Consider the following 21,381-nt stretch of genomic DNA (forward strand, 5'->3'; position numbering starts at 1 on the left):
GGTCTTCGCTTCGCTCCGCCCCGGATGCCCGCGAGGACGGGGGCGGGTTGGGCTTGATCAGAGCGCTTCGGCGCCGAGCTTCGCCTGCCAATGGGCGAGGCGCTCCTTCAGCACGCGATCCTGCACATAGGCGAGATCCTCGTCCTTCAGTCTTTCGAGCGCCTCGAACCGGAAGGCGTCGGGGCCATGCGCGTTCCAGGCCGCCTGCAGGCTGCGCTGCCGGTGGCTGCCATGGCGCAGCGTGAAGCGCAGGCGGTTCTCGATCGTCGCCAGATCGGGCGCGCGGCCGATCCAGAGCTGTCCGCTCGCCTGGCACCGAAAGCCATAGATGCCGGCGACCGTCTTTCGTTCCTTGTAGGCCGCTGTGGCCGCCTTCCTGTCTTCGTGGCGCATCGCTTCTTGTCGTCCGTTGAACGGCAGTAGCAAATATCACCCGGATAAAAATAGTGCAACCATATCCGAATTGCGGTGAACCATTCCGGTCTCCGCGCGTTCCTCTCTCACACATTCAGCGAAAAGGAGCGTCCGATGGATTGGAATCGGGTCGAAGGCAATTGGAAGCAGCTCAAGGGCAAGGTGAAGGAGCAGTGGGGCAAGCTGACCGATGACGATCTCGACGTCATCGCCGGCAAGCGCGACCAGCTCGAAGGCAAGATCCAGGAGCGTTACGGCATCGCCAAGGACCAGGTCCGCAGCGACGTCGACGCCTGGTATGGTCGCCAGCAGTGGCACTGAGCATCGCGGCCGTCGATCGGCCGCTGCGAGATGGAAGGGCCCGGCGCGTCGCGCCGGGCCTTTTTGCATGGGCGGGAGCCTTGATCGTAGCCTCCAACCGGCCGACAGTTGCGGCTGTCCGAAACGGGATGGCCGATGTTCGAGGATCTCTCTGGAAAGCGCGCCCTGGTCACGGGCGCGTCGGGCGGGCTGGGGCTGCACTCCGCCGGGCTTCTCGCCCGCCACGGTGCCGAGGTCACGCTGGCGGCGCGAAGGCAGGCGGCGCTGGACCTGGCCTGCAACGACATCGCGGCGGGAGGCGGCAGGGCGGCAGGCCTGCTTCTCGACGTCGCCGACCCTGCCTCCGTCAAGCGCGCGCTCGCCGGTAGCGCCTTCGACATCCTGATCAACAATGCTGGCGTCAGCGGCGCCGGCCCGGCCGCCGAGCTCTCCGAGGCGGATTGGGACGCGGTTCTCGACACCAATCTGAAGGGCATCTTCCTGGTCGCCCAGGCCGTGGCCCGTGGTATGCGTGAGAGCGGCCGCGGCGGCGCCATCGTCAATATCGCCTCGATTCTCGGCCATCGCGTCGCCGGTGGCGTCAGCGCCTACGCTGCCTCGAAGGCGGGCGTGATCCAGCTCACCAAGGCGCTCGCGCTCGAATGGGCGCGCGACGGCATTCGGGTGAACGCTCTCTGCCCCGGCTATATCGAGACCGACATCAACCGCGAGTTCTTCGCCACCGAAGCCGGCGGGAACCTGATCAGGCGCATCCCGCAGCGCCGCCTCGGACAGCCGGAAGAGCTCGACGGAGCCTTGCTCCTGCTCGCCTCGGCCGCGGGCAGTTACATCACCGGCACGACCATCGCGGTCGATGGCGGCCATCTCGTCTCTTCCCTGTGAGAACGGTCATGGATTTCGAAATTTCCCCGCGCGTCGAAGACTATCGCGCGCGCATCGCCGCCTTCGTCGAACGCGAGGCCCTGCCGCTGGAAGCGGACCAGGCGTCCTATGACGCCCATGGCAACATCGCGCTGCCCGTGCTGGAGAGCCTGCGGGCAAAAGCCCGCGCTGAGGGCCTCTGGTGCCTGCAGCTCAAGCCGGAGACCGGCGGGGCCGGGCTCGGCCGGATGGGCATGGCGGTCTGTTACGAGGAGATGAACCGCTCGATCTTCGGCCCCGTCGCCTTCAACTCGGCCGCGCCGGACGACGGCAACATGATGGTGCTGGAAGCGCTCGGCACGCCCGAGCAAAAGGAGCGCTGGCTGGAGCCGATCGTCGAGGGCAGGGTCCGCTCCGCCTTCGCCATGACCGAGCCGCATCCCGGCGGCGGCTCCGATCCCTCGATGATCCTGACGAAGGCCGAACGGCGGGGCGACACCTATGTCGTCAGCGGCCGCAAATGGTTCATCACCGGCGCGGAGGAGGCCAAGCACTTCATCCTGATCGCCCGGACCTCGGACGACCCGCGCAACGGCCTCACCGCCTTCCTCTTCCACGCTGACCAACCGGGCTGGCGCATCCTGCGCCGCATCGAGATCATGGGGCCGGAGGAGCATGGCGGCCATTGCGAGCTCGAATTCGACGGGCTCGAGATCCCGGTCGAGAATGTGCTCGGTGGCGAGGGCCGCGGCATGAAGGTGACGCAGGTCCGCCTCGGCCCGGCCCGCCTGACCCATTGCATGCGCTGGCTCGGCCTATCCAAGCGCTGTGTCGAGATCGCGCAGGCCTATGCCGCCGAGCGCTACGGCTTCGGCCAGCGCCTCGCCGATCGCGAGAGCATTCAGCTCAAGCTCGGCGACCTCGCCATGCGCATCGAGATCGGCCGCATGCTGGTGATGAAGGCGGCCTGGGAGCTCGACCGCGGCGGCTTCGCCCGCAAGGAGGTCTCGATGGCCAAGGTCCAGGTCGCCAACGTCCTGCACGACGCCGCCGACGTCGCGATCCAGGTCAACGGCGCGCGCGGCTATTCCAAGGATACGGTGCTCGAATGGATCTACCGCTACGCGCGCCAGGCGCGGCTGGTGGACGGCGCCGACGAGGTCCACAAGATGGTGCTGAACCGTTTCCTGACCGAGGAAGGTCGCGATTTCTGGCGCTGGCCGGTTGCCGGTCAGGCGCGAGGCTGAGGCTCAGCCATGGCCGAGCGGGAGGGCGGAGCCTCAGTCGGGAAGGTCGACTTCGCCCCCGCGGCGCTGGCGGGCTTCCTGGACGGGCGTTTCGGCGCCGCGCCGCTCGCGATCGAGCGGATCGGCGGGGGCCAGTCCAACCCGACCTATTTCGTCGATCATGGCGCGCGGCGGCTGGTGCTGCGCAAGCAGCCCCTGGGGCCGATCCTGCGCGGAGCCCATGCCATCGACCGGGAATATCGGGTCCTCGAAGCCCTGGCGTCGACCGACGTGCCGGTGCCTCGCGCCGTCCTCTTTCATTCCGAGCCTGAACCGCTCGGCACGCCCTTCTACCTGATGGAGCGGCTCGAGGGCCGCGTCTTCCATGACTGCGCCTTGCCGGGGCTCGCGCCCGCCGAGCGCCGTGGTCTCTATCTCGGCATGGCCGAGGCCTTGGCGAAGCTCCATGCCGTCAGGCCCGACGATGTCGGCCTCGGCGATTTCGGCCGGCCTGGCAACTACTTCGAGCGCCAGATCGCCCGCTGGACGAAGCAGTTGCGCGAATCCCCGGGGGAACGGATCGCGGAGCTGGAGGCGGTGGCCGACTGGCTGCCCGCGCATCTGCCGGATGATGACGGGCATGTCTCGATTGCCCATGGCGATTTCAGGCTGGGCAACCTGCTGTTCCACCCGACGAAGCCCGAGGTGATCGGCATTCTCGACTGGGAGCTCTCCACGCTCGGCCATCCGCTCGCCGATCTCGGCTATTGCGCCATGCCCTGGCATACGAGCCCGGACGAATATGGCGGCATCCTCGGGCTCGACCACACGGCACTGGGCATCCCGTCGGAGGCCGGGTTCCTGGCCCATTACTACGCCCATGCCGTCCCGACCGCGCCGCTCACGCGCTTCCATCTCGTCTTCGCGCTGTTTCGTTTCGCCGTGATCTTCGTCGGCATCGCCGATCGGGTGCGGGCGGGCAGCGCCGCTGCGGCGAATGCGGCCGAGCTCGCCCCTCTCGCACGCCGCTTTGCCCTGCGGGCGATTGCAGCCATGGGCGGGCCGTAGCCATTGCCGTGAGGACGAAGGCGGCGTGATCTTTAGAAACTTTCTGAATATTGGAAGTTGAATTGCGTTATCATAGATCAAGACTTGATTAGATTGTATTTAGGCGGATTCAAAACAAGAGAATTGCTTTGCTGAACTGTAGGGGGGTGTGTTAGCGCGTGGCCGTCTTCATCTGCCGGACGTCGCACCATGCCCGCTCCCCGTTGGCTGACCCGCCTCTCTTCCGCCCTCGCTCTCGGGGCCGCGCTTCTTGGCGCATCCGTCGCTGCGGCCGAAACCATCGAGGTCACCGACCTTGCCGGCCGGGTCGTCAACGTCACGCGTGATCCCTCGAAGGTCGTCCTGAGCGAGGGACGCCAGCTCTATACGCTGGCGATGCTGGATCGCGACGATCCGTTCAAGCGCGTCGTCGGCTGGGGCGACGACCTGATCCAGAACGATCCGGGCGCCTGGGCAAAGTATCTGGCCAAGTTCCCCCAGGCCAAGGACGTGGTACAGATGGGCAACCCCTATGCTGCCGACGTCAGCATGGAGAAGATCGCCGCGCTCGGCACCGAGGTCTACATCCTCGACCTCTCCAACTACTTCAAGGCGCAGGAGACCGGCCTGCTTGCCAAGCTCGAGAAGGCCGGCATCGCCACGATCTTCGTCGATTTCCGTCAGGACCCGACCCGGAACGTGCTGCCGAGCGTGCAGTTGCTGGGCCGCGTCCTCGGCCGCGAGAAGGAGGCCGCTGCCTTCGCCGATTATTATCTGCGCCAGACCCGGCGCATCTATGCGCGCATCGGCGCGATTGCGGACGCCAAGAAGCCGCTGGTCTTCGTCGAGCGCGCCGCCGGGCTGCTGCCCTGCTGCGCCACCTTCGGCCCGTTCAACTTCGGCCGCTTCGTCGAGGAGGCCGGCGGCCGCAACTGGGGCAGCCAGTTCTTCTCCGCCTTCCAGGCCCAGGCCGCTCAGGAGAAGGTGCTTGCCGACGATCCGGACGTCTATTTCCTCACCGGCGCCAACTGGTACGGCAGCAATCCGGGGAGCAGCCCGGTCAGCCTCGGCTATGACGCCACGCCGGAGAAGGTGCAGAAGGAGCTGGCGGCGCTGATGCAGCGGCCCGGCTTCCCGCAGCTCAAGGCGGTGCAGGGCAAGAAGGTGATGGCCTTCTACCATCAGTTCTACGACGCGCCCTATTACTTCGTCGCCGAGCTCGCCATGGCGAAGGAGTTCTATCCGGACCTGTTCAAGGACGTCGATCCCGAGGCGGTGTTCAAGGAATTCCACGAGAAGTTCCTGCCGGTCCCCTATTCCGGCGTGTTCTGGGCCAAGCTCCAGTGAGGGCCTGAACGGCGATGACGGTGATGATGCCCACGGCGACGAGCGCGACGACGCAGTATCGGCAGCGCAATGCGCGCCGGCTGAAGCTCGTCCTGTTCGGTGCGCTGGCGCTGGTGGGTTCGGTCGCGCTCGACGTCTCGATCGGGCCGGGCAACCTGCCGCTCGCCGACGTCCTGCGGACGCTGGTCGATCCTCAGGCGGCGGCGCCGCGCCTGTCCGTCATCGTCTGGGATCTGCGCCTGCCGATCGCGCTGATGGCGCTGGCCGTCGGCGCCATGCTGGGCCTCAGCGGCGCCGGCATGCAGACGATCCTCGCCAATCCGCTGGCCGACCCCTTCACGCTCGGCGTCTCGGCGGCGGCGACGGTCGGCGCCTCCGTGGCCATCGTCTTCGGCTGGAGCGTCCTGCCCGGCGCCGGGCCCTTCATCGTCACGGCCAACGCCTTCGTCTTCGCGCTCGGCGCCTCGCTTGTCCTGTTCTTCATGACCCGGCTGCGCGGCGTCAGCGCCGAGACCATGATCCTCGTCGGCATCGCGCTGCTTTTCACCTGCAACGCCGTCACCGCGCTGCTGCAGTACCGCTCCAACGAGGTCCAGCTCACCCAGATCGTGTTCTGGACGCTCGGCAGCCTCGCCCGCGCCAGCTGGGGCAAGGTCGGCGTCGCGGCCGTGCTGATCGGGCTCGCGCTGCCCTTCTTCCTGATGCGCGGCTGGGCGCTGACGGCGCTCAGGCTCGGCGACGAGCGGGCCGGGAGCCTGGGCGTGCGCGTCGATCGCCTGCGGCTCGAGATCCTGATCGCGACCTCGTTGCTCGCCGCCGTGTCGGTCTCCTTCGTCGGAAGCATCGGCTTCATCGGGCTGGTGGGGCCGCATATCGCGCGCCTGCTGGTCGGCGAGGACCAGCGCTTCTTCCTGCCGGTCGCGACCATCGCCAGCGCGGTGCTGCTGTCGCTCGCCTCCACCGTCTCGAAGGTGATCACGCCGGGCGTGATCTACCCGATCGGCATCATCACGGCGCTGATCGGCGTGCCCTTCTTCTTCAGTTTGGTCATGTCGATCCGCAGCAGGGCAGGCTGACCATGGCTCTGGCGATCCGCGATCTCGACTTCCGCTACGGCTCGACGCCGATCCTGTGCGGGCTCGGCACCGGTGAGCTGCCGCGCGGCGAACTCGCCGCGCTGGTCGGTCCGAACGGCTCGGGCAAATCGACCCTGTTCCGCTGCGCCGCCGGCCTGCTGCGGCCGCGGGCCGGCAGCGTCAGCCTCGACGGCCGGGACCTTGCCGGTCTGTCGCAGCGCGAGCGGGCACGCCGGGTCTTCTATCTCTCGCAGGACACCGAGGCGCGCGTCGCGCTCTCGGTCTTCGACATCATCCTGCTCGCCCGCAAGAGCCTGCATCGCGGCTTCGCGCTCGCAGCCTCCGCCGCCGATACCCATGCCGTCGAGGCCGTGATCGCGGAGCTCGGCCTCGGCCCCTTCGCCTCGCGCGACATCGCCACGCTCTCGGGCGGCCAGCGCCAGCTCGCCGCGATCGGCCAGGCGCTGGTCCGCGAGCCGGACGTTCTGCTGCTGGACGAGCCGACCAGCGCGCTCGACGTGCGCCGTCAGCTCGACGTCATGGCCACGATCCGCGAGGCGACGCGCCGGCGCGGCATCGTCACGGTGACGGCGATCCACGACCTGTCGCTCGCCGCCCGCTTCGCCGATCGCGTCCTGGTGATGAATGCCGGGCAGATCGCCCAGGCCGGATCGCCCGAGAAGGTGCTTGCGCACCCTGCCGTCTCGCAGACATATGCCGTCGGCGTGCATCTGGAGCGTTCGGCCCGGGGCACCCTCCTGGTCGAGCCCTATATTCAGGTTCCCTGAGCCATGCCCGCTCCCGCTCCCCACGACAATTTCACGCTCAAGGAAGAGATCCGCGCCTATTGGTCGGCGCGGGCCGAGAGCTTCGACCTCTCCTACGGCCATGCGATCAAGTCCGATCGCGAGCTGCAGGCGTTCCAGCGCCTGATCGGCGATTCATTCGGGCGCGAGCCGCTTGACGTGCTCGACCTGGCCTGCGGCACGGGTGAGATCACCCGCGCGCTGCTTTCGCTGAAGCACCGCGTCACCGCGCTCGACTTTTCAGAGGCGATGTTGGAGCGCGCCCGCGCCAAGCACGGCAAGGCCGCTCGCTTCCGGCTGGGCGATGCCGAACGCCTGCTCGACGACGATGCGAGCTATGACGCTTTGATCACGCGCCATCTGGTCTGGACCCTGACGGATCCCGAGGCCGCCTTCGCGGAGTGGTTCAGGGTGCTGCGCCCCGGCGGGCGTCTGCTCGTGATCGATGGCGACTGGATCAACCGCACCCGCTGGCAGGCTCTGGTCAACCGCTTCGGGACCTGGCTGCGCGAGAAGCGCGGCGCAGCCGCCCACCAGATCGATGCCGATACCCATGCCTCGATCACCAAGCGCTTCTACTTCAAGGACGGGCTGAGCCAGCAGCGCCTCGAGGCGATGTTGACGGCCGTCGGCTTTGCCGCGATCACACCGGCCGATTACGGCCAGGTGGTTCGCGAGCAGCAGCGCGCCGCGCCGCTGCACGATGCGATCAGGCTGGGGTCCTCGACCCGCTTCGCCCTTCTGGCGCACAAGCCTGCGGACGCTGCCGCTTCGCGCTAGAAAGGGGGATGTCCGGTTGCCGATTCCCGAGGGGTGGCCGGATCTGGCGATGCGACAGGAGGGGGTGATGAACGTGAAACCGGACTGGGACGCCGCGCAATATCTTCGCTTCGAGGATGAACGGACGCGGCCTGCGGTCGATCTGCTCGCCCGCGTGCCGCTGGGCGAGCCGAGGCGCTGCATCGATCTCGGTTGCGGCCCCGGCAACAGCACCGAGCTGGTCGCGGCGCGCTTCCCCGGCGCCGTCACCGAAGGCCTCGATTCCTCGCCGGACATGCTGGAGAAGGCGAGGAAGCGCCTGCCCGGCCTCTCCTTCGTCCTCGGCGACGTGAATACATGGTCCGATGCGGCGGGTTACGACCTGATCTTCGCCAACGCCGTCCTGCAATGGCTGCCCGACCACGAGGGGCTGTTCCCCCGGCTGGCGCGCTCGCTGGCACCCGGCGGCTGTCTTGCCGTGCAGATGCCGAACAATCTCCACGAGCCCTCCCATGTCGCGATGCGCGAGGTCGCGGCGGAAGGGCCCTGGGCGGGGAAGCTCGCCAACGCCAAGGCCGAGCGCGCGACGATCGGCTCCTTCGGGGATTATCGGCGCTGGCTCGCCGAGGCCGGCTGCCGCGTCGACATCTGGCAGACGACCTATGTGCATGCGCTCGCCGGTCTCGAAGCCATCGCAGAGTGGTTCAAGAGCACTGGCCTGAAACCCTATCTGGATCGGCTGACGGCCGCGGAGCGGAAGGACTTCCTCGCGCGCTATCTCGAGCGCATTGCGTCGCATTATCCGATCGAGAGCGACGGCAAGGTGCTGCTGCGCTTCCCGCGCCTGTTCGTGGTCGCCGTTAGAGAAGGCTGATCGCCGTTCGGATGTTTCCCGAGCCCTCATCCTGAGGAGCAGCCACAGGCTGCGTCTCGAAGGATGCTTCAGGAAACTCCGGAGCCATCTGGAACATCCTTCGAGACGCCGCTTCGCGGCTCCTCAGGATGAGGGCTGAGGTATCGGCTGGCTTCTGGGCGCTCAGCCCTTGGCCGCTTCGGCCTTCTTGGCGGCGACATGCTCCTCGTCGGAGGCGCCGCTGCGCCAGTAGCTGACGACGAGGTTCTGGTCGCGCTCCGGTCTGAGCTTGTCGCGCGAGGCCGCCCGGATCGCCTTGAACGCGGCATATTCCGCTGCTGCCCAGAGATAGGTCGAGGGGCCGTCCGCCGGCCAGTCGATGGTGGCAAGAGCGTCCTGCAGCAGCGGCAGGCTGCCCGGTGCCGCCGCCCCGCGATGCAGCCAGGTGAGCGCCATGCCGGCCGGACGGCGCAGGGCCTGCTCCTCGCGCGCATCGGCGACTTCGATGAAGGCTTGTCCCACCGCGCCTTCGGGCAGGTTCTCCAGCATGCGCGCCACGGCCGGCAGCCCGGTCTCGTCCGCCAGGAAAACGTAGCGTTCGGCTGCCTTGAGGCCGCGCCCGCCCGGTCCGGCCATGCCGATCCGGTCGCCGGCCTGGGCACGGAACGCGAAGGCCGAGCCTGGACCGGCATCCTCATGCAGCACGAAATCGATCGCTAGCGTGCTGGCGGCGACGTCGATCTCGCGGATCGTGTATTTGCGGACGAGCGGCCGCGTCTCCGCCGGCGACGGCAGCAGCAGCCCGTCATCGCCGACCATCGGCCAGCTCGGCTCGCTCACGTCCTCGGGCGGGATGAACAGGCGCACATGCAGCGCGTCGAGATGGTCGTAGCGCGCGAGATTCTCGCCCTTGAACCGGATCCTGGCCATATGCGGCGTGATCCGTTCGACGCCGGTGACCGTCAGGATGCGGAACTCCGGCGGCAGGGCGGGGCCGGTGCCGTCGCCGGTCCAGCGCATCTGCGGCGCGGCGTCCTTCGGAGCGAACTCGACGACATGGCTGGCGATGGTGCGCTTCATCTCGATCAGGGTCGCGACATCTGGCGCCTCGACGGTGACGTCGAGTGCGGTGGCCGAGAGATCGATGCGCGCCCGGCTTCCGTCGAGCGTGATGACCGTCGCCCCATCCTGCTCGGTGATGACGGCCTCATGCTCGACCAAGTGCTCGCAGAGCGGCTTCAGGACGCTCGCCGGGTTGGCGAGCGCGATCCGGGTCGAAGTTGCCAGCATGATGGTCTCCGTCAGGCTTTTGGCGCCGCGATCCACAGCGTCCCGTCGAGCGGGATGGCCGAGAAGCGTGCTCCCTCCGCCAGCGTCGCCGCAGGGTCGATGTCGGCGAAGCGCTCCGGATGGAACCATTTCGCCAGGAGTTCGATCGCGACGACATGCAGCGGCGTGTCGTTGAAGAGATGCCAGAAGCCGAAGGCCCGCCGCTTCTCGATGGCGCTGAGCGTGGCGAGCGCCGGCGTGGCGAGGAGCTTGCCGAAGCTCGCCGCGGCGTCCGCCTCGCCGACGCCCAGGCCGAGCACGAGCCCCCCGGTCTTCGCCAGATGCGTGCCGCCAGTGGCGACATAGATGTCGGGATCGGCTCCGATCAGCTGCTCCAGCCCGATCTGACCGGTCGCGCCGGGCACCATGGCGGCGGCGATGTTGTGCCCGCCGGCCGCGTTGATGAAGGCGTTGAAGGTGCCCTGGCCCGCGGTCATGCAGCAGTCGTAGCCACCGGCATGGGCGTGGATGAAGACGGAGGGGCGCGGCGCGCCGGCAATGCGCTGCGCCACGCGCGCCATCCGCTCCTCATAGAAGGTGATCAGCCGTTCGGCCTGGTCGGAGCGGCCGATGAGGCGGCCGAGCGCGCGCAGACTGGGGACGGTGTCGCGCAGTGGGTCGAGGAAGAAATCGACGACGGCAACGGGGATGCCGGCCGCCTCTAGCCTTTCGACCAGGTCGCCGGGGCCGCGGCGCGTGCCGGCAAGCGAGCGGCTCAGCACCACGAGGTCGGGCCCGAGCGCGATCGCCCGCTCCAGCGAGAAGCCGTTGGCGGTGCCGCCGTCGCCGACGATCGGCACCGCGTCGGTGGCCGGAAAGCGGGCGCGATAGCGGGCGAGGCCGTCGGCGTTCTGGCGTTCGAGGTCGTTGCCCCAGCCGGCGAGCAGGCTGATCGGGTCGGGATGGATCAGCCCGAGGGCGTTGAGCTGGCGGCCTTGCGCCAGCACGATGCGCTTCGCCGGCGCCGGCAGCGTCACGGTGCGGCCGAGCACGTCCGTCGCCGTCACCGGCTCCGCCGCGACGGCGGCGAGCACCGGCCAGGCGAACCCGGCGAGGAGGAGGGAGCGTCGGGCGATCGTCATGCGGCTGCGACCTTGTCCTCTGCCGTTCCCGCCAGGGCGAAGGCGACGGCGCGCGAGAGCATCGGGAGAATGACCGAGACGTGGTTCTCGCCGGGGAATTCGGCGAAGCTGCAGGCCACGCGCGGCGAGGCCGCGAGCCGCTCCGCCATCTCTGCCGCATTGTCGCGCATGCGCGCCTTGGCGATCCGCTCGGCCCGTTGCGGGCCGACGGCGCGGTCGGGCCGCTGCTCCTGCGCGCCGACGGTGATCAGCAGCCGCCCGCCGGCTGTGCCGCCGCGGCGGAAGGCGGCCTCCTGCGCCAGGATCGCGCGGTCCTGCCACCAGATCGAGGGGCTGCCCGCGACATGGGCCTCGAACAGGTCCGGGCGCGTGAACAGCGCATGCAGGGCGAACAGGCCGCCATAGGAATGGCCGATCAGCGTCCGCCTGGCCGGATCGAGCGGGGCGATGCGGCCGATGGCCGGCAGGAGCTCGCCGACGATCATCTCCAGGAAGCGGTCGGCGCCATCAGGCACGGGCAGCAGGTCCCGCTGGCGCCGTTCGGCATCGAAGGGCTTCTCGCTCGGATAGCCGATGCCGATGACGACGGCGGGCCCGACACCGGTCGCCTCCGGCCGCAGGGCCTGCAGGCGGGCGGCGCTCGCGGCCGTCGCGAACAGGGCGTCGCCGTCGACCAGGAGGAGGGTCGGAAAGCCCCGCATCGGGGCGGGGCCGTCCGGCACGGAGATCAGCAGCCGATAGCGCGCGCCGTCCGCGGCCTCGAAGCCGCCCTGCCAAGCCTGCGGCAGGGCATGGGGCTCGAGCTCGATGCCGGGAGGGAGCGGCTGCGTCATGCCGTCGTCTCACCAGCGATAGGAGAGCGTCGCCAGCACGGTGCGGCGCAGGCCGAAGGAGCATTGCGTGGTGCCGTAGCAGCCGGAGACATACTCCTTGTCGAACAGGTTCTGGGCGTTGACCTGCAGTTTCCAGCCCTTCAGCGCCGGGTTGGCCGTGCCGAATTCATAGCTGATCGCGGCATCGAACAGGGTGTAGTCGGGCGTGAAGAAGGTGTTGCCCGGATCGCCGGCGCCCTTGCCGACATAGCGCACGCCGGCGCCCAGCCCGAGCCCGGCGAAGGTGCCGGTCCGGAAGGTGTAATGGGCCCAGAGCGCCGCTGTATGGCGCGGCACGACGGGCGGGCGCCTGTGCAGATCGGCGCCGTTGCTCTTCGTCACCTCGGCGTCGGTGTAGGCATAGGCCGCAACCAGATCGAGATTGTCGAACAGGGTGGCGCGCGCTTCGACCTCGACGCCGCGGGCACGGATCTCGCCGGTCTGGATCTGGAAGGTCGGGTGGGCGAGGTCCGCGGTCGGGACGTTGGTCTGGGTGAGCTGGTAGACGGCGGCCTGCAGGAAGGCGTTGGCGCCCGGCGGCTCGTATTTGAAGCCGGCTTCGTGTTGCTCGCCCTCGCTCGGCTTGAACGGGACGCCGCCGAAGCCGGTGCCGGGCTGCGGCTCGAAGGAGGTCGAATAGCTCGCATAGGGCGCGAAGCCATTGTCGAAATTGTACATCAGCGCGACGCGGCCGGTGCGGGCGGTGTCGTCCTGCTTGGTCACGATGCCCGTGCTCATGGCGCGGGTGCGGGCTTCCGCCCGGTCGAAGCGGCCGCCGACGAGCAGCGACAGCCGGTCGAGCTTGATCTGGTTCTGCAGATAGATGCCGTACTGCGTCGTCGTCTGCTTCGTGCCCGCGAGCGGCGGCAGGGCGAAGGGCAGCCTGCCATAGACCGGGTTGGTGTAGTCCAGCGGCTGCACCGTGCCGCCGGCGCCGGTGAAGGCAGTGCCGTCCGTCCAGTAGCCGTCGACGCCGAGCAGCAGCTTGTGGGTCAGCGGCCCGGTGCGGAAATCGGCCTGGAGCTGGTTGTCGATCCCGGCGGTGCGGGCCTTCTCGTTCGACATGGTGACGCGGCGGTTTAGCGTCTTCTGGTCGGCCGCGATGCCGCCGACCGCGACCGTCCGGAAGCGCGATTCGAGGTCCGACAGGCGCAGGTTCTGGCGGAAGGAGAAGATATCGTTGAAGCGATGCTCCAAGGTGTAGCCGATATTGGCCTGGTTGCGGCTATAGCCCTCGAAATTCGGTTCGCCCGGAAAGAAATTGGTCGGGATGCGGCCGTTGCGGCTCGGCAGCACGGTGCCGACCGCCGGGATGAAGCCGTAGAATCCGGTCTCGGGGTCCCGCTGGAACGAGGCCAGCAGCGTGAAGCTGGTGGCGCCATTGGGGCGATAGGTGACGGAGGGCGCGATGAAGATGCGCTCCTCGCGGGTGAAGTCGACCTGCGTGTCGGCGGCGCGGCCGAGGCCGACGACGCGATAGAGCCAGGTCTTCTCGGGATCGACCGGCCCGCCGAAATCGAAGGCCATCTGGGCGCGTTCGAAGCTGCCGTATTGGAGCTGCACCTCGCCGTGCCGCTCCTCCTTCGGGCGCTTGCTGATCATGTTGACGATGCCGCCGGGCTTCACCTGCCCGAAGACGACGGAGGAGGGGCCACGTAGCACCTCGATCCGCTCCAGACCCCAGACCTCGTAGGAGGGGACGAGGAAGTTGACGCCCCGCTGATAGCGCAGCCCGTCGAGATTGTTGACGAAGCCGGCGCCGGAGCCCGAGCCACCGAAGCCGCGGATGAAGACGCTATCATAGCGCCCCATCGACAGCCGCGTCTCGCCGACCACGCCTGCCGTGTAGCGCAGGGCCTGGCTGACGTTCTGCGCGCCCTGGTCGTCCATCTGCTGGCGGGGGACGACGGTCACCGATTGCGGCGTCTCGATCAGGGGCGTGTCGGTCTTGGTTGCGCTGTCGCTGCGACGCGCCACATAGCCGTCGACCGGGCCGCTGGCGTGCTCGCCCTGCACCTCGATCATGTCGAGGCCGATGGTGGCGCCGCCCTGCGTCGCCGTGCCGTTCTGGGCGAGGGCTGCCCCCGTCCCGGCGATAATGGCTGCGAGGGCGACCCCAGCCTTCCAGGCCGCATGGTTGCCGATATTGATGCCGGTCATGCTCGAAATTCCTGCCCCAGGCGCGCATGGCGCCGCGTCTGCCGGGGTTCTTTCAGGAAGCCGGTATGGCCGGCAACGCGCTTGGCTTTCGATCGCGGCAGTATTTCTTTCGGTCGTGTTTCGAACGCGTCCAACGAAGAACCAAGGGGGCGTGAATCAACGCAGCGCGCTCGGCGCGACGCCGAAACGTTTGCGGAAAAGGCCGGAGAAATGAGCCGGGGTATAACCGACGCGGAAGGCGGCGACCGCGACGCTCGCCTCGCCGCTGGCGATCATCGCATAGGCCTGCTGCAGCCGCTGCTCCTGCAGATAGGCGAAGACGCTGGCGCCGAATTCGGCGCGGAAGGCGGAGGTCAGCTTGGTCGGGTTCAGGCCGCTGAGACGCGCCAATTCCGCCAGGCTCGGTGGGGTGTCGATCGTCTCGAGCAGGCGGTCGCGGGCCAGATGCACCTGTTCGCGCAGGCGTGGGCCGAGCCTCGCCGGCCGAGCCTGCCGCTCCCCGAGCATCCGCTCCAGCACCAGCGCTCCCAGCTCGAGTGCCTTGCCGGCAAGATAGAGCGGGCGCAGCGATTCGCTGACCGGACACTCGGCCATCTGCAAGGCGAGCGAGCGGATCGGCGCATCCGCCGGGCGCACCCACAGGCGGGTATCGGCCGAGCAGGCCAGTCGCGCCGCCTCGGCGACGTCGCTACCGAACTCGCGCGCGACGAAGTCGACATCGAACTGCATCAGGGCGTAGCGCAGCGTGCCGTCGGCGAGGCCGGTGCGCCGCTGCATGTGCTGGCCACCATTGGCGGCCACCAGCATGGTCGGTCCGTCGAGCAGGACGGCCGGTCGGTCGTCGAGTTCCAGCGCCTGGCGCCCCTCCAGCATGATCGCGACCTTGAGCCCCCGCCTCATCGGCCCGGCGACACGCTCGCCCTCCTGGATCGAAAAGCGGCCGGCGGAGAGCGAGAGATTGCGCGAGAACAGCTCCAGACTTGCGGGGGGCTCTCGGGTCGAGCCGGGGCGGGGGGACATCGCGACCTCTGCTAGGATCGCGTGACAATAGGAGTGCGTCGTAGAAAATCAAGCAAAATCAATAGTTTAAAGGGATTCTAAGGTTGGCGGGCAGGGTCTCCACTGCCTCGCCCGAAGGTGCCGCGCCTACAGATAGGGCGGCGTGCAGGCGCTGACCACGATGCAGCGCGCCGAACCGATATTGCGGAACCGGTGGGGAATGCGGCTGTCGAAGAGATAGGCGTCGCCGGGGGCGAGGACCTTGATCTGGTCGCCGACGGTGACCTCCAGCTCGCCCGCCAGCACCACGCCGCCCTCGTGCGATTCGTGCTTGAGCATGGCGGCGCCGGTGTCGGCGCCCGGCTCGTAGCATTCGTGCAGGATCTGCAGGTTGTGGGCCTGCGCGTCGCCGACCTGGCGGAAGGACATCTGCCCGCGGCTGTCGCCGCCATTGACCTGGTGCAGACGCGAGGTCAGGTCGAGCAGGTCCGAAGCCTCGAAGAAGACCTTGTCCTTCGGCGTCCTGGCCTCGTCAAAAAAATTCACCATCGTCATCGGGATGCCGTCGAGGATCTTGCGCAGCGACGCGACTGACGGGCTGTTCCGGTTCTGCTCGATCAGCGAGATCAGGCTGTGGGTAACGCCGGAGCGCGCGGCGAGTTCGCGCTGGGAAAGCCCGGCTGCAACCCTTAATTCCTTCAGCCTTCCGCCGACATCAAAGCTCATTTTTGTGCTCTCTCCCGATCCGGTGCGCCTTGTCGTTCCTGCGCATTTTGCACGGGGCGCCTGCTCGACGGCCCTTGCCATGTTCAATATTCTGAGCAATGCTGACGGAAAGCCAATAAGAAAATAGTGTCATGGGGAACCGGCGGAGTGGAATAGTTTTCGCGTTCAGAGCAGACCGTCCAGACTAAAATCCTGATCCCGCGCGATAGGGGCGTGTGGAAGCGATGTTCCGTTTCCATGTGACGGTAGCTGCTTGCCGAATACTAGTCGCATGCCAAGGCCCATGGCGAGAAGTCAACAGGGAAAACAGGGTAAGCAGGGCCGATGACGCAAGCGGAGACCGTTTTGTTGAATGGCCGCATCTTCTGCGGTTTGGCGGAAGGCTTCGCGGAAGCCTTGGCGATCGCTGGCGGCAAGGTGCTCGCGACCGGGTCGGCCACGGAGATCGCGGCGCTCCAGGGGCCCGGCACGAAAATCGTCGATCTCGCCGGCCGCGTTGCCATTCCCGGCCTCAACGACGCGCATATGCACCTGCTCCCGCTCGGCCTCGCGATGAGCGAGGTCAATCTGCGTCCCGAGGAGGGCGTCAACAGCATCGACGAGGTTCTGCGCCGTGTTGCGGCTGCCGCCAAGGGCAAGAAGCCCGGCGAGTGGGTGATCGGTCGGGGCTACGACCACAACGAGCTCGCCGAGGGCCGTCATCCGACCGCCGAGGAGCTGGACCGCATCGCCCCGGACAATCCGGTCTACATCAAGCGCACCTGCGGCCATGTCGGCGTCGTCAACAGCCGGGCCATGGCCGCGGCCGGCATCGGCCACAACACGCCGAGCCCGGCGGGCGGCCTGATCGAGCGGCGCGACAACAAGCTCACCGGCCTGCTGGCGGAGAGCGCCATGCGGTTGATCGTCGAGGCGATGCCGCAGCCGAGCGTCGCGGAGCTCAAGGCCGCGATCGAGAAGGCCGGGCACTACATGCTGTCCCAGGGCTTCACCAGCGTGATGGATGCCGGTGTCGGCATGGGCGCTGGCATGGCCGAGATCGAGGCCTATGAGGAGGTCGCGCGCGCCGGCACCTTGCCGGTCCGGACCTGGGTCTGCATCTACGGCAATGCCGATGGTATTGGCGACGAGGCCCATGCGGCGGGTTACCGCTTCGGCCGCGAGACCGGCCTGCTGCGCTACGGCGCGATGAAGGTCTTCGGCGATGGTAGTGCCGGCGGTCTGACCGCCGCGATGAGCGAGCCCTACCTCGTCGGCGATCCCGATAACCGCGGCATCTTCATCTATTCCGATGCCGACATGCATCGCTATCTCCGGCACTACCACGAGCTCGGCTACCAGCTCGCGATCCATGCCATCGGCGATGCCGCGATCGAGCAGGTGCTGTCGGGCATGGAGAAGGCCGACAGCCCCGAGCACCCGATCCGCGGGCGCCGCCACCGCATCGAGCATTGCGGCTTCCTGACCGACGGCCAGCTTGCCCGTATGGCCGCCGCCGGCATCGACCCGGTGCCGCAGCCGGCCTTCATCTACGAGTTCGGCGATCTCTATGTGATCAATCTCGGGCAGGAGCGCGCCGGCGCCTCCTATCCGATGCGCAAATGGCTCGATGCCGGCCTCCACGCCGCGGCGAGCTCGGATGCCCCGGTCTGCGCCACCGACCCGTTCAAGAACCTCTTCACCATGGTCACCCGCCAGACCAAGCGCCATACCGAGATCGGCGGCGCCGAGAAGCTGAGCATGGAAGAGGCGGTGCACGCCTATACCTTGCTCGGCGCCTATACCCAGTTCGCCGAGGACAGCCTCGGCCGGCTGGTGCCGGGCCAGTTCGCCGACATCGCCGTGCTCTCGCACGACATCTTCGCGGTCCCGGTCGAGGCGGTCGAGAACGAGGTGCGTTGCGACCTGACCCTGCTCGCTGGCGACGTCGTCTTCGACCGCCACGGCCAGGTCGCGGCCGCCGCGCAATAGGTCGGAGCGCTCTTCATGCTGCGACATGCATTGCAAAGGCTATTGCTGGTCCTGCCGGTCCTGCTCGGCGTCCTGCTGATCGGCTTCCTGCTGATGCAGGTCGTGCCGACCGACCCGGCGCAGGTCCGCGCCGGGCCGACCGCGACCCAGGACGTGGTCCAGGCCATCCGCCAGGAGCTCGGGCTCGACCAGCCCCTCTGGAAGCAGTTCCTCATCTATATCGGGCGGCTGGCGCAGGGCGATCTCGGCGTCTCGATCATCAACAACGTCCCCGTCGTGCAGGAGCTCGGCAACACCATCGGCCCGACGCTCGAGCTGATGTTCGCCTCGCTGGTCTGGGCGATCCCGCTCGGCATGCTGCTCGGCACCGTCGGCGCCTATTTCCGCGGCTCGCTCCTCGACCGCGCGATCATGGCGGTCTCGGTGGCCGGGGTCTCGCTGCCGGTCTTCTTCCTCGGCCTCGGGCTGATCTGGCTCTTCGGCTTCAAATATCCGATCCTGCCCTTTACCGGCCGCATCGGTCCGCTCTGGACCTGGGAGGGCCTGCAGGGGATCATCCTGCCTGCGATCACGCTCGGCGGCGTCTTCGTCGGCCCCGTCGCCCGCATGACGCGCACCTCGGTGCTCGACGAGCTCAACGCCGACCATGTCCGCACCGCCCGTGCCAAGGGGCTGACCGAGTCGGCCGTGGTGCTGAGGCATACGCTGCGCAACGCGCTCGTCCCGGTCGTCACGCTGATCGGCCTGCAGATCGGCTTCCTGCTCGGCGGCGCCGTGGTCACCGAGACGGTGTTCAGCTGGCCGGGGATCGGCCGGCTCGCCGTCGGCGCCATTCTCTCCAGCGACCTGCCGATGGCGCAGGGCACGATCATCGTGCTCTCGCTCGGCTTCATCCTGGTCAATCTCGCGGTGGACGTCCTCTATGCCGTGCTCGACCCGCGTGTGAGGGGCGCCTGATGAGTTCCGTCCCCAGCCAGCTCAAGCCCGGCAGCGGCGCGGTCGAAGCCGCCGTGAGCGTGGCCGCCGCCACGCCCGTCCGCCGGAAAACCGTGCTCCGGATGCTCGTCTCCGACACCGGCGCCTGCATCGCGCTCGCCCTCGTCGTGCTCGCGATTCTTGGCGCGGCCTTCGCACCCTGGCTCGCGCCGACCGACCCCTTCGGCAACGACCTCGCCAACACGCTGAAGCCCCCGGGCGAGATGGGACTGCTCGGCACGGACGGGCAGGGCCGCGACATGATCACAAGGCTGCTCTTCGGCCTGCGGACGACGCTGCTGATGGGGCTCGCCTCCGTCGTCTTCGGCTGCCTGATCGGCGGGGTCATCGGCTTCGCCGCCGCCTATTATCCGAAGGCTTCGGGCGTGCTGATGCGGCTGATGGATGTGCTGCTCTCCTTCCCCGCCATCCTGTTCGGCCTCGCCATCGCCGCGATCTTCGGCCCCGGCCTGCTGGCGGTCATCATCGCGCTTTCCATCGCCACCGTGCCGCTGATGGCGCGCGTCGTGCGCGGCTCGGCGCTGGTGGTGCTGCAGCAGGGCTATATCGAGGCGGCCCGTTCGCTGGGCCTGAGCGATCTGCGCATCATCCTGCGCTACGTCCTGCCGAACTGCCTCTCGGCCATCTTCGTCTTCGTCACGCTGCGCTTCGGCCAGGTGATCCTGCTCGGCGCCGCCCTGTCCTTCCTCGGACTCGGTGCCCAGCCGCCCACCGCCGAGCTCGGCTCGATGGCGGCGGACGGGCGCAACTTCCTGTTCTTCGCGCCGCATGTCTCGGTCCTGCCGAGCCTGGTGATCTTCGCCGTCGTGCTGGCCTTCAACGTCCTCGGCGATGCGCTGCGGGACGCGCTCGATCCCAAGCTGCGCAAATAGCAGCCGACATCAACCAAGAAGCGTCAAAAGGGGATTTGCTCGATGCTCAAACTTTCAACTCTGCTTCTCGCCGGCGCGGCCGCCGCGACCTTCGCCGCGGTACCCGCCGTCGCCCAGCAGAAGGCGCCGCTCTCGATCCTGCGCATCATCGATGCCGACAATTACGACCCGATCCGCTCGACGGCGACCGCGGCGGCCGAGGTCATGTACATGCTCGCCGACACGCTGGTGACGGTCGACTTCGACATGAAGACGATCAAGCCGGGCCTCGCCGAGAGCTGGACCATCTCGCCCGACGGCATGACCTACACCTTCAAGCTGCGCAAGGACGTGAAGTTCTGCGACGGCCGGCCGATGACGATCGACGACGTCGTCTATTCGCTGAAGCGCTGGATCGACCCGGCCAGCAAGTCGCCGGTCTCCTTCCGCGCCGGCCCGGTCAAGGACATCCGCGCCGATGGCGACTCGACGCTGATCTACGAGCTCAAGGAGCCCTATAGCGACCTGCTCTTCCAGCTGGCGCTCTCCTTCGCCTCGGTCGTCGACAAGAACACGGTCGAGAAGCTCGGCCAGAATTTCGGCGTGCAGGGCTTCAACGGCACCGGCCCCTATTGCTGGTCGAAATGGACGCCGCGCCAGGAGCTCGTCCTCAAGAAGAACCCGCACTACAGCTGGGGCCCGCCGATCTACAAGGATCCCAAGCCGCAGATCGACGAGATCGTCTGGAAGGTCATCCCCGAGTCGAACACGCTGATGGCCGCGATCCAGGCCAAGCAGGCCGACGTGACCTACTACATGCCCTATATCGCGCTCGACACGATGCAGCGCATCCCGGGCATGACGGTGCAGCGCCAGGAAAACTACATCTACGACATCTTCATGGGCTTCAAGGTCGACAAGCCCGTCTCGAAGGACGCCGCGATCCGCGAAGCCGTCAACATGGCCGTCGACAAGCAGGCGATCGCCAAGGCGATCTTCTTCGGCAAGGGCCAGGTCCTGCCTTCGCTGCTGAACCCGGCGGTGCTGGATTATGACAAGGATTCTGCCGGCAAGATGCCGAAGCACAACCCGGCCGGCGCCATCAAGCTGCTGGAGGAGGCCGGCTGGAAGCCGGGTTCCGACGGTATCCGCGAGAAGGACGGCCAGAAGGCGAGCTTCACCGTCTACGGCATCCGCAACGACGTGAACCCGCGCATCTCCGAGGCGATGCAGGCCGATCTTCGCAAGGTCGGCATCGAACTGAAGATCCAGCTCTGGGACGCCACCGTTGCCTGGGGCAAGCTGGCGACGCAGGAATTCGACGCCTTCTACATGGCCTATCCCTATGTGACGGCCACCGAGGCGCTGAACCTCTACTTCGCCAGCCGCCAGGTGCCGACGCCGAACCGGATGAACTGGAAGGATCCGAAGACCGACGAGCTGCTCAAGGCCGCGGCGACCGCCGTCGATGCCGGCAAGCGCAAGCAGGCGATCGGCGCCGTCCAGACACAGCTCACCGAGGCGAATGTCTGGGTGCCGCTGGCTTCCCAACCGCTCTGGGTGGTCGCGGGTGACCGGCTCGAGGGCGTGCGTGCCCACGGCATCTACGGCGCCGGCCTCTACAAGGGGCTCGACATCAAGCTGAAGCGCTGAGCTTCCTGAGCGCCGCGCGGTGAGAACCGCGC

General features: G+C 67.8%; 20 protein-coding genes. 13 read left to right on the forward strand and 7 right to left on the reverse strand.

Annotated elements, in window-relative coordinates:
• Window positions 1–57: 57 nt before the first annotated feature.
• Entirely contained in the window at window positions 58–393 is a 336-nt protein-coding gene (locus tag B5Y19_RS19685; protein ID WP_055728359.1) for a GIY-YIG nuclease family protein, read from the reverse strand.
• Between the two features lie 135 nt (window positions 394–528).
• Here B5Y19_RS19685 and B5Y19_RS19690 point away from each other — a divergent pair, with 135 nt between their 5' ends.
• The 9 genes from B5Y19_RS19690 (at window position 529) to tam (ending at window position 8,731) form a co-directional block, all read left to right on the forward strand.
• Window positions 529–735 (forward strand): CsbD family protein, encoded by a 207-nt coding sequence (locus B5Y19_RS19690; RefSeq protein WP_055728360.1) that lies wholly within the window; start codon window positions 529–531, stop codon window positions 733–735.
• A gap of 135 nt (window positions 736–870) precedes the next feature.
• Entirely contained in the window at window positions 871–1,617 is a 747-nt protein-coding gene (locus tag B5Y19_RS19695) for an SDR family NAD(P)-dependent oxidoreductase (RefSeq protein WP_079591967.1), read from the forward strand.
• An 8-nt stretch (window positions 1,618–1,625) separates the two neighbouring features.
• Window positions 1,626–2,843 (forward strand): acyl-CoA dehydrogenase family protein, encoded by a 1,218-nt coding sequence (locus B5Y19_RS19700; RefSeq protein WP_055728362.1) that lies wholly within the window; start codon window positions 1,626–1,628, stop codon window positions 2,841–2,843.
• 9 nt (window positions 2,844–2,852) lie between these two features.
• Window positions 2,853–3,890: a phosphotransferase family protein gene (locus B5Y19_RS19705; protein WP_055728363.1), complete on the forward strand. Its 1,038-nt coding sequence runs from the start codon at window positions 2,853–2,855 to the stop codon at window positions 3,888–3,890.
• Window positions 3,891–4,079: 189 nt separating this feature from the next.
• Entirely contained in the window at window positions 4,080–5,216 is a 1,137-nt protein-coding gene (locus B5Y19_RS19710; protein ID WP_055728364.1) for an ABC transporter substrate-binding protein, read from the forward strand.
• A 23-nt stretch (window positions 5,217–5,239) separates the two neighbouring features.
• Window positions 5,240–6,292, forward strand: coding sequence for a FecCD family ABC transporter permease (locus B5Y19_RS19715; RefSeq protein WP_342060165.1), 1,053 nt, complete (start codon window positions 5,240–5,242; stop codon window positions 6,290–6,292).
• Window positions 6,293–6,294: 2 nt separating this feature from the next.
• Window positions 6,295–7,080: an ABC transporter ATP-binding protein gene (locus B5Y19_RS19720; RefSeq protein ID WP_055728366.1), complete on the forward strand. Its 786-nt coding sequence runs from the start codon at window positions 6,295–6,297 to the stop codon at window positions 7,078–7,080.
• A gap of 3 nt (window positions 7,081–7,083) precedes the next feature.
• Complete coding sequence (locus B5Y19_RS19725; protein WP_079591969.1) at window positions 7,084–7,878, forward strand: class I SAM-dependent methyltransferase; 795 nt, start codon at window positions 7,084–7,086, stop codon at window positions 7,876–7,878.
• Window positions 7,879–7,945: 67 nt separating this feature from the next.
• Window positions 7,946–8,731 carry a trans-aconitate 2-methyltransferase gene (gene tam, locus B5Y19_RS19730; RefSeq protein ID WP_055728367.1) on the forward strand — a complete coding sequence of 262 codons (786 nt, stop codon included), beginning with the start codon at window positions 7,946–7,948 and terminating at the stop codon, window positions 8,729–8,731.
• Window positions 8,732–8,893: 162 nt separating this feature from the next.
• Here the strand turns inward: tam and B5Y19_RS19735 are convergent, their stop codons facing one another.
• The 6 genes from B5Y19_RS19735 to B5Y19_RS19760 form a co-directional block, all read right to left on the reverse strand.
• The gene (locus B5Y19_RS19735) at window positions 8,894–10,000 is read right to left on the reverse strand and encodes a siderophore-interacting protein (protein ID WP_176168663.1); all 1,107 of its coding nucleotides are present in this window, start codon (window positions 9,998–10,000) and stop codon (window positions 8,894–8,896) included.
• An 11-nt stretch (window positions 10,001–10,011) separates the two neighbouring features.
• Window positions 10,012–11,121 (reverse strand): ABC transporter substrate-binding protein, encoded by a 1,110-nt coding sequence (locus tag B5Y19_RS19740; protein ID WP_055728369.1) that lies wholly within the window; start codon window positions 11,119–11,121, stop codon window positions 10,012–10,014.
• Window positions 11,118–11,954 carry an alpha/beta hydrolase gene (locus tag B5Y19_RS19745; RefSeq protein ID WP_055728370.1) on the reverse strand — a complete coding sequence of 279 codons (837 nt, stop codon included), beginning with the start codon at window positions 11,952–11,954 and terminating at the stop codon, window positions 11,118–11,120. Before B5Y19_RS19745 ends, B5Y19_RS19740 begins: the two co-directional genes overlap by 4 nt.
• Before the next feature lie 9 nt (window positions 11,955–11,963).
• Window positions 11,964–14,153 (reverse strand): TonB-dependent siderophore receptor, encoded by a 2,190-nt coding sequence (locus B5Y19_RS19750; protein WP_210190121.1) that lies wholly within the window; start codon window positions 14,151–14,153, stop codon window positions 11,964–11,966.
• Between the two features lie 156 nt (window positions 14,154–14,309).
• Entirely contained in the window at window positions 14,310–15,173 is an 864-nt protein-coding gene (locus tag B5Y19_RS19755; protein ID WP_079591971.1) for a helix-turn-helix transcriptional regulator, read from the reverse strand.
• 126 nt (window positions 15,174–15,299) lie between these two features.
• Entirely contained in the window at window positions 15,300–15,878 is a 579-nt protein-coding gene (locus B5Y19_RS19760) for a type II toxin-antitoxin system RelB family anti-toxin (RefSeq protein WP_055728374.1), read from the reverse strand.
• Between the two features lie 348 nt (window positions 15,879–16,226).
• Between B5Y19_RS19760 and B5Y19_RS19765 the strand changes: the two genes are divergently transcribed.
• The 4 genes from B5Y19_RS19765 to B5Y19_RS19780 are packed head-to-tail and all read left to right on the forward strand — an operon-like array spanning window position 16,227 to window position 21,349.
• Window positions 16,227–17,849, forward strand: coding sequence for an amidohydrolase (locus B5Y19_RS19765; RefSeq protein WP_244555649.1), 1,623 nt, complete (start codon window positions 16,227–16,229; stop codon window positions 17,847–17,849).
• A 15-nt stretch (window positions 17,850–17,864) separates the two neighbouring features.
• Complete coding sequence (locus B5Y19_RS19770; protein ID WP_055728376.1) at window positions 17,865–18,806, forward strand: ABC transporter permease; 942 nt, start codon at window positions 17,865–17,867, stop codon at window positions 18,804–18,806.
• Window positions 18,806–19,717 carry an ABC transporter permease gene (locus B5Y19_RS19775; RefSeq protein WP_055728377.1) on the forward strand — a complete coding sequence of 304 codons (912 nt, stop codon included), beginning with the start codon at window positions 18,806–18,808 and terminating at the stop codon, window positions 19,715–19,717. Before B5Y19_RS19770 ends, B5Y19_RS19775 begins: the two co-directional genes overlap by 1 nt.
• 42 nt (window positions 19,718–19,759) lie before the next feature.
• Window positions 19,760–21,349, forward strand: coding sequence for an ABC transporter substrate-binding protein (locus tag B5Y19_RS19780; RefSeq protein ID WP_055728378.1), 1,590 nt, complete (start codon window positions 19,760–19,762; stop codon window positions 21,347–21,349).
• The last annotated feature ends 32 nt before the right edge of the window (window positions 21,350–21,381 follow it).

This window comes from Allobosea thiooxidans (assembly GCF_900168195.1).
GTDB classification, from domain to species: domain Bacteria; phylum Pseudomonadota; class Alphaproteobacteria; order Rhizobiales; family Beijerinckiaceae; genus Allobosea; species Allobosea thiooxidans.

Excerpts from the sequence above, each read along its gene's own strand:
- B5Y19_RS19700 (WP_055728362.1), top strand. The coding sequence starts at position 1,626 with ATGGATTTCGAAATTTCCCCGCGCGTCGAAGACTATCGCGCGCGCATC.
- tam (WP_055728367.1), top strand. The coding sequence starts at position 7,946 with ATGAACGTGAAACCGGACTGGGACGCCGCGCAATATCTTCGCTTCGAG.
- B5Y19_RS19740 (WP_055728369.1), bottom strand. The coding sequence starts at position 11,121 with ATGACGATCGCCCGACGCTCCCTCCTCCTCGCCGGGTTCGCCTGGCCG.
- B5Y19_RS19735 (WP_176168663.1), bottom strand. The coding sequence starts at position 10,000 with ATGCTGGCAACTTCGACCCGGATCGCGCTCGCCAACCCGGCGAGCGTC.
- B5Y19_RS19755 (WP_079591971.1), bottom strand. The coding sequence starts at position 15,173 with ATGTCCCCCCGCCCCGGCTCGACCCGAGAGCCCCCCGCAAGTCTGGAG.
- B5Y19_RS19775 (WP_055728377.1), top strand. The coding sequence starts at position 18,806 with ATGAGTTCCGTCCCCAGCCAGCTCAAGCCCGGCAGCGGCGCGGTCGAA.
- B5Y19_RS19725 (WP_079591969.1), top strand. The coding sequence starts at position 7,084 with ATGCCCGCTCCCGCTCCCCACGACAATTTCACGCTCAAGGAAGAGATC.
- B5Y19_RS19720 (WP_055728366.1), top strand. The coding sequence starts at position 6,295 with ATGGCTCTGGCGATCCGCGATCTCGACTTCCGCTACGGCTCGACGCCG.
- B5Y19_RS19690 (WP_055728360.1), top strand. The coding sequence starts at position 529 with ATGGATTGGAATCGGGTCGAAGGCAATTGGAAGCAGCTCAAGGGCAAG.
- B5Y19_RS19710 (WP_055728364.1), top strand. The coding sequence starts at position 4,080 with ATGCCCGCTCCCCGTTGGCTGACCCGCCTCTCTTCCGCCCTCGCTCTC.
- B5Y19_RS19695 (WP_079591967.1), top strand. The coding sequence starts at position 871 with ATGTTCGAGGATCTCTCTGGAAAGCGCGCCCTGGTCACGGGCGCGTCG.
- B5Y19_RS19780 (WP_055728378.1), top strand. The coding sequence starts at position 19,760 with ATGCTCAAACTTTCAACTCTGCTTCTCGCCGGCGCGGCCGCCGCGACC.
- B5Y19_RS19770 (WP_055728376.1), top strand. The coding sequence starts at position 17,865 with ATGCTGCGACATGCATTGCAAAGGCTATTGCTGGTCCTGCCGGTCCTG.
- B5Y19_RS19760 (WP_055728374.1), bottom strand. The coding sequence starts at position 15,878 with ATGAGCTTTGATGTCGGCGGAAGGCTGAAGGAATTAAGGGTTGCAGCC.
- B5Y19_RS19705 (WP_055728363.1), top strand. The coding sequence starts at position 2,853 with ATGGCCGAGCGGGAGGGCGGAGCCTCAGTCGGGAAGGTCGACTTCGCC.
- B5Y19_RS19745 (WP_055728370.1), bottom strand. The coding sequence starts at position 11,954 with ATGACGCAGCCGCTCCCTCCCGGCATCGAGCTCGAGCCCCATGCCCTG.
- B5Y19_RS19750 (WP_210190121.1), bottom strand. The coding sequence starts at position 14,153 with ATGACCGGCATCAATATCGGCAACCATGCGGCCTGGAAGGCTGGGGTC.
- B5Y19_RS19685 (WP_055728359.1), bottom strand. The coding sequence starts at position 393 with ATGCGCCACGAAGACAGGAAGGCGGCCACAGCGGCCTACAAGGAACGA.
- B5Y19_RS19715 (WP_342060165.1), top strand. The coding sequence starts at position 5,240 with ATGATGCCCACGGCGACGAGCGCGACGACGCAGTATCGGCAGCGCAAT.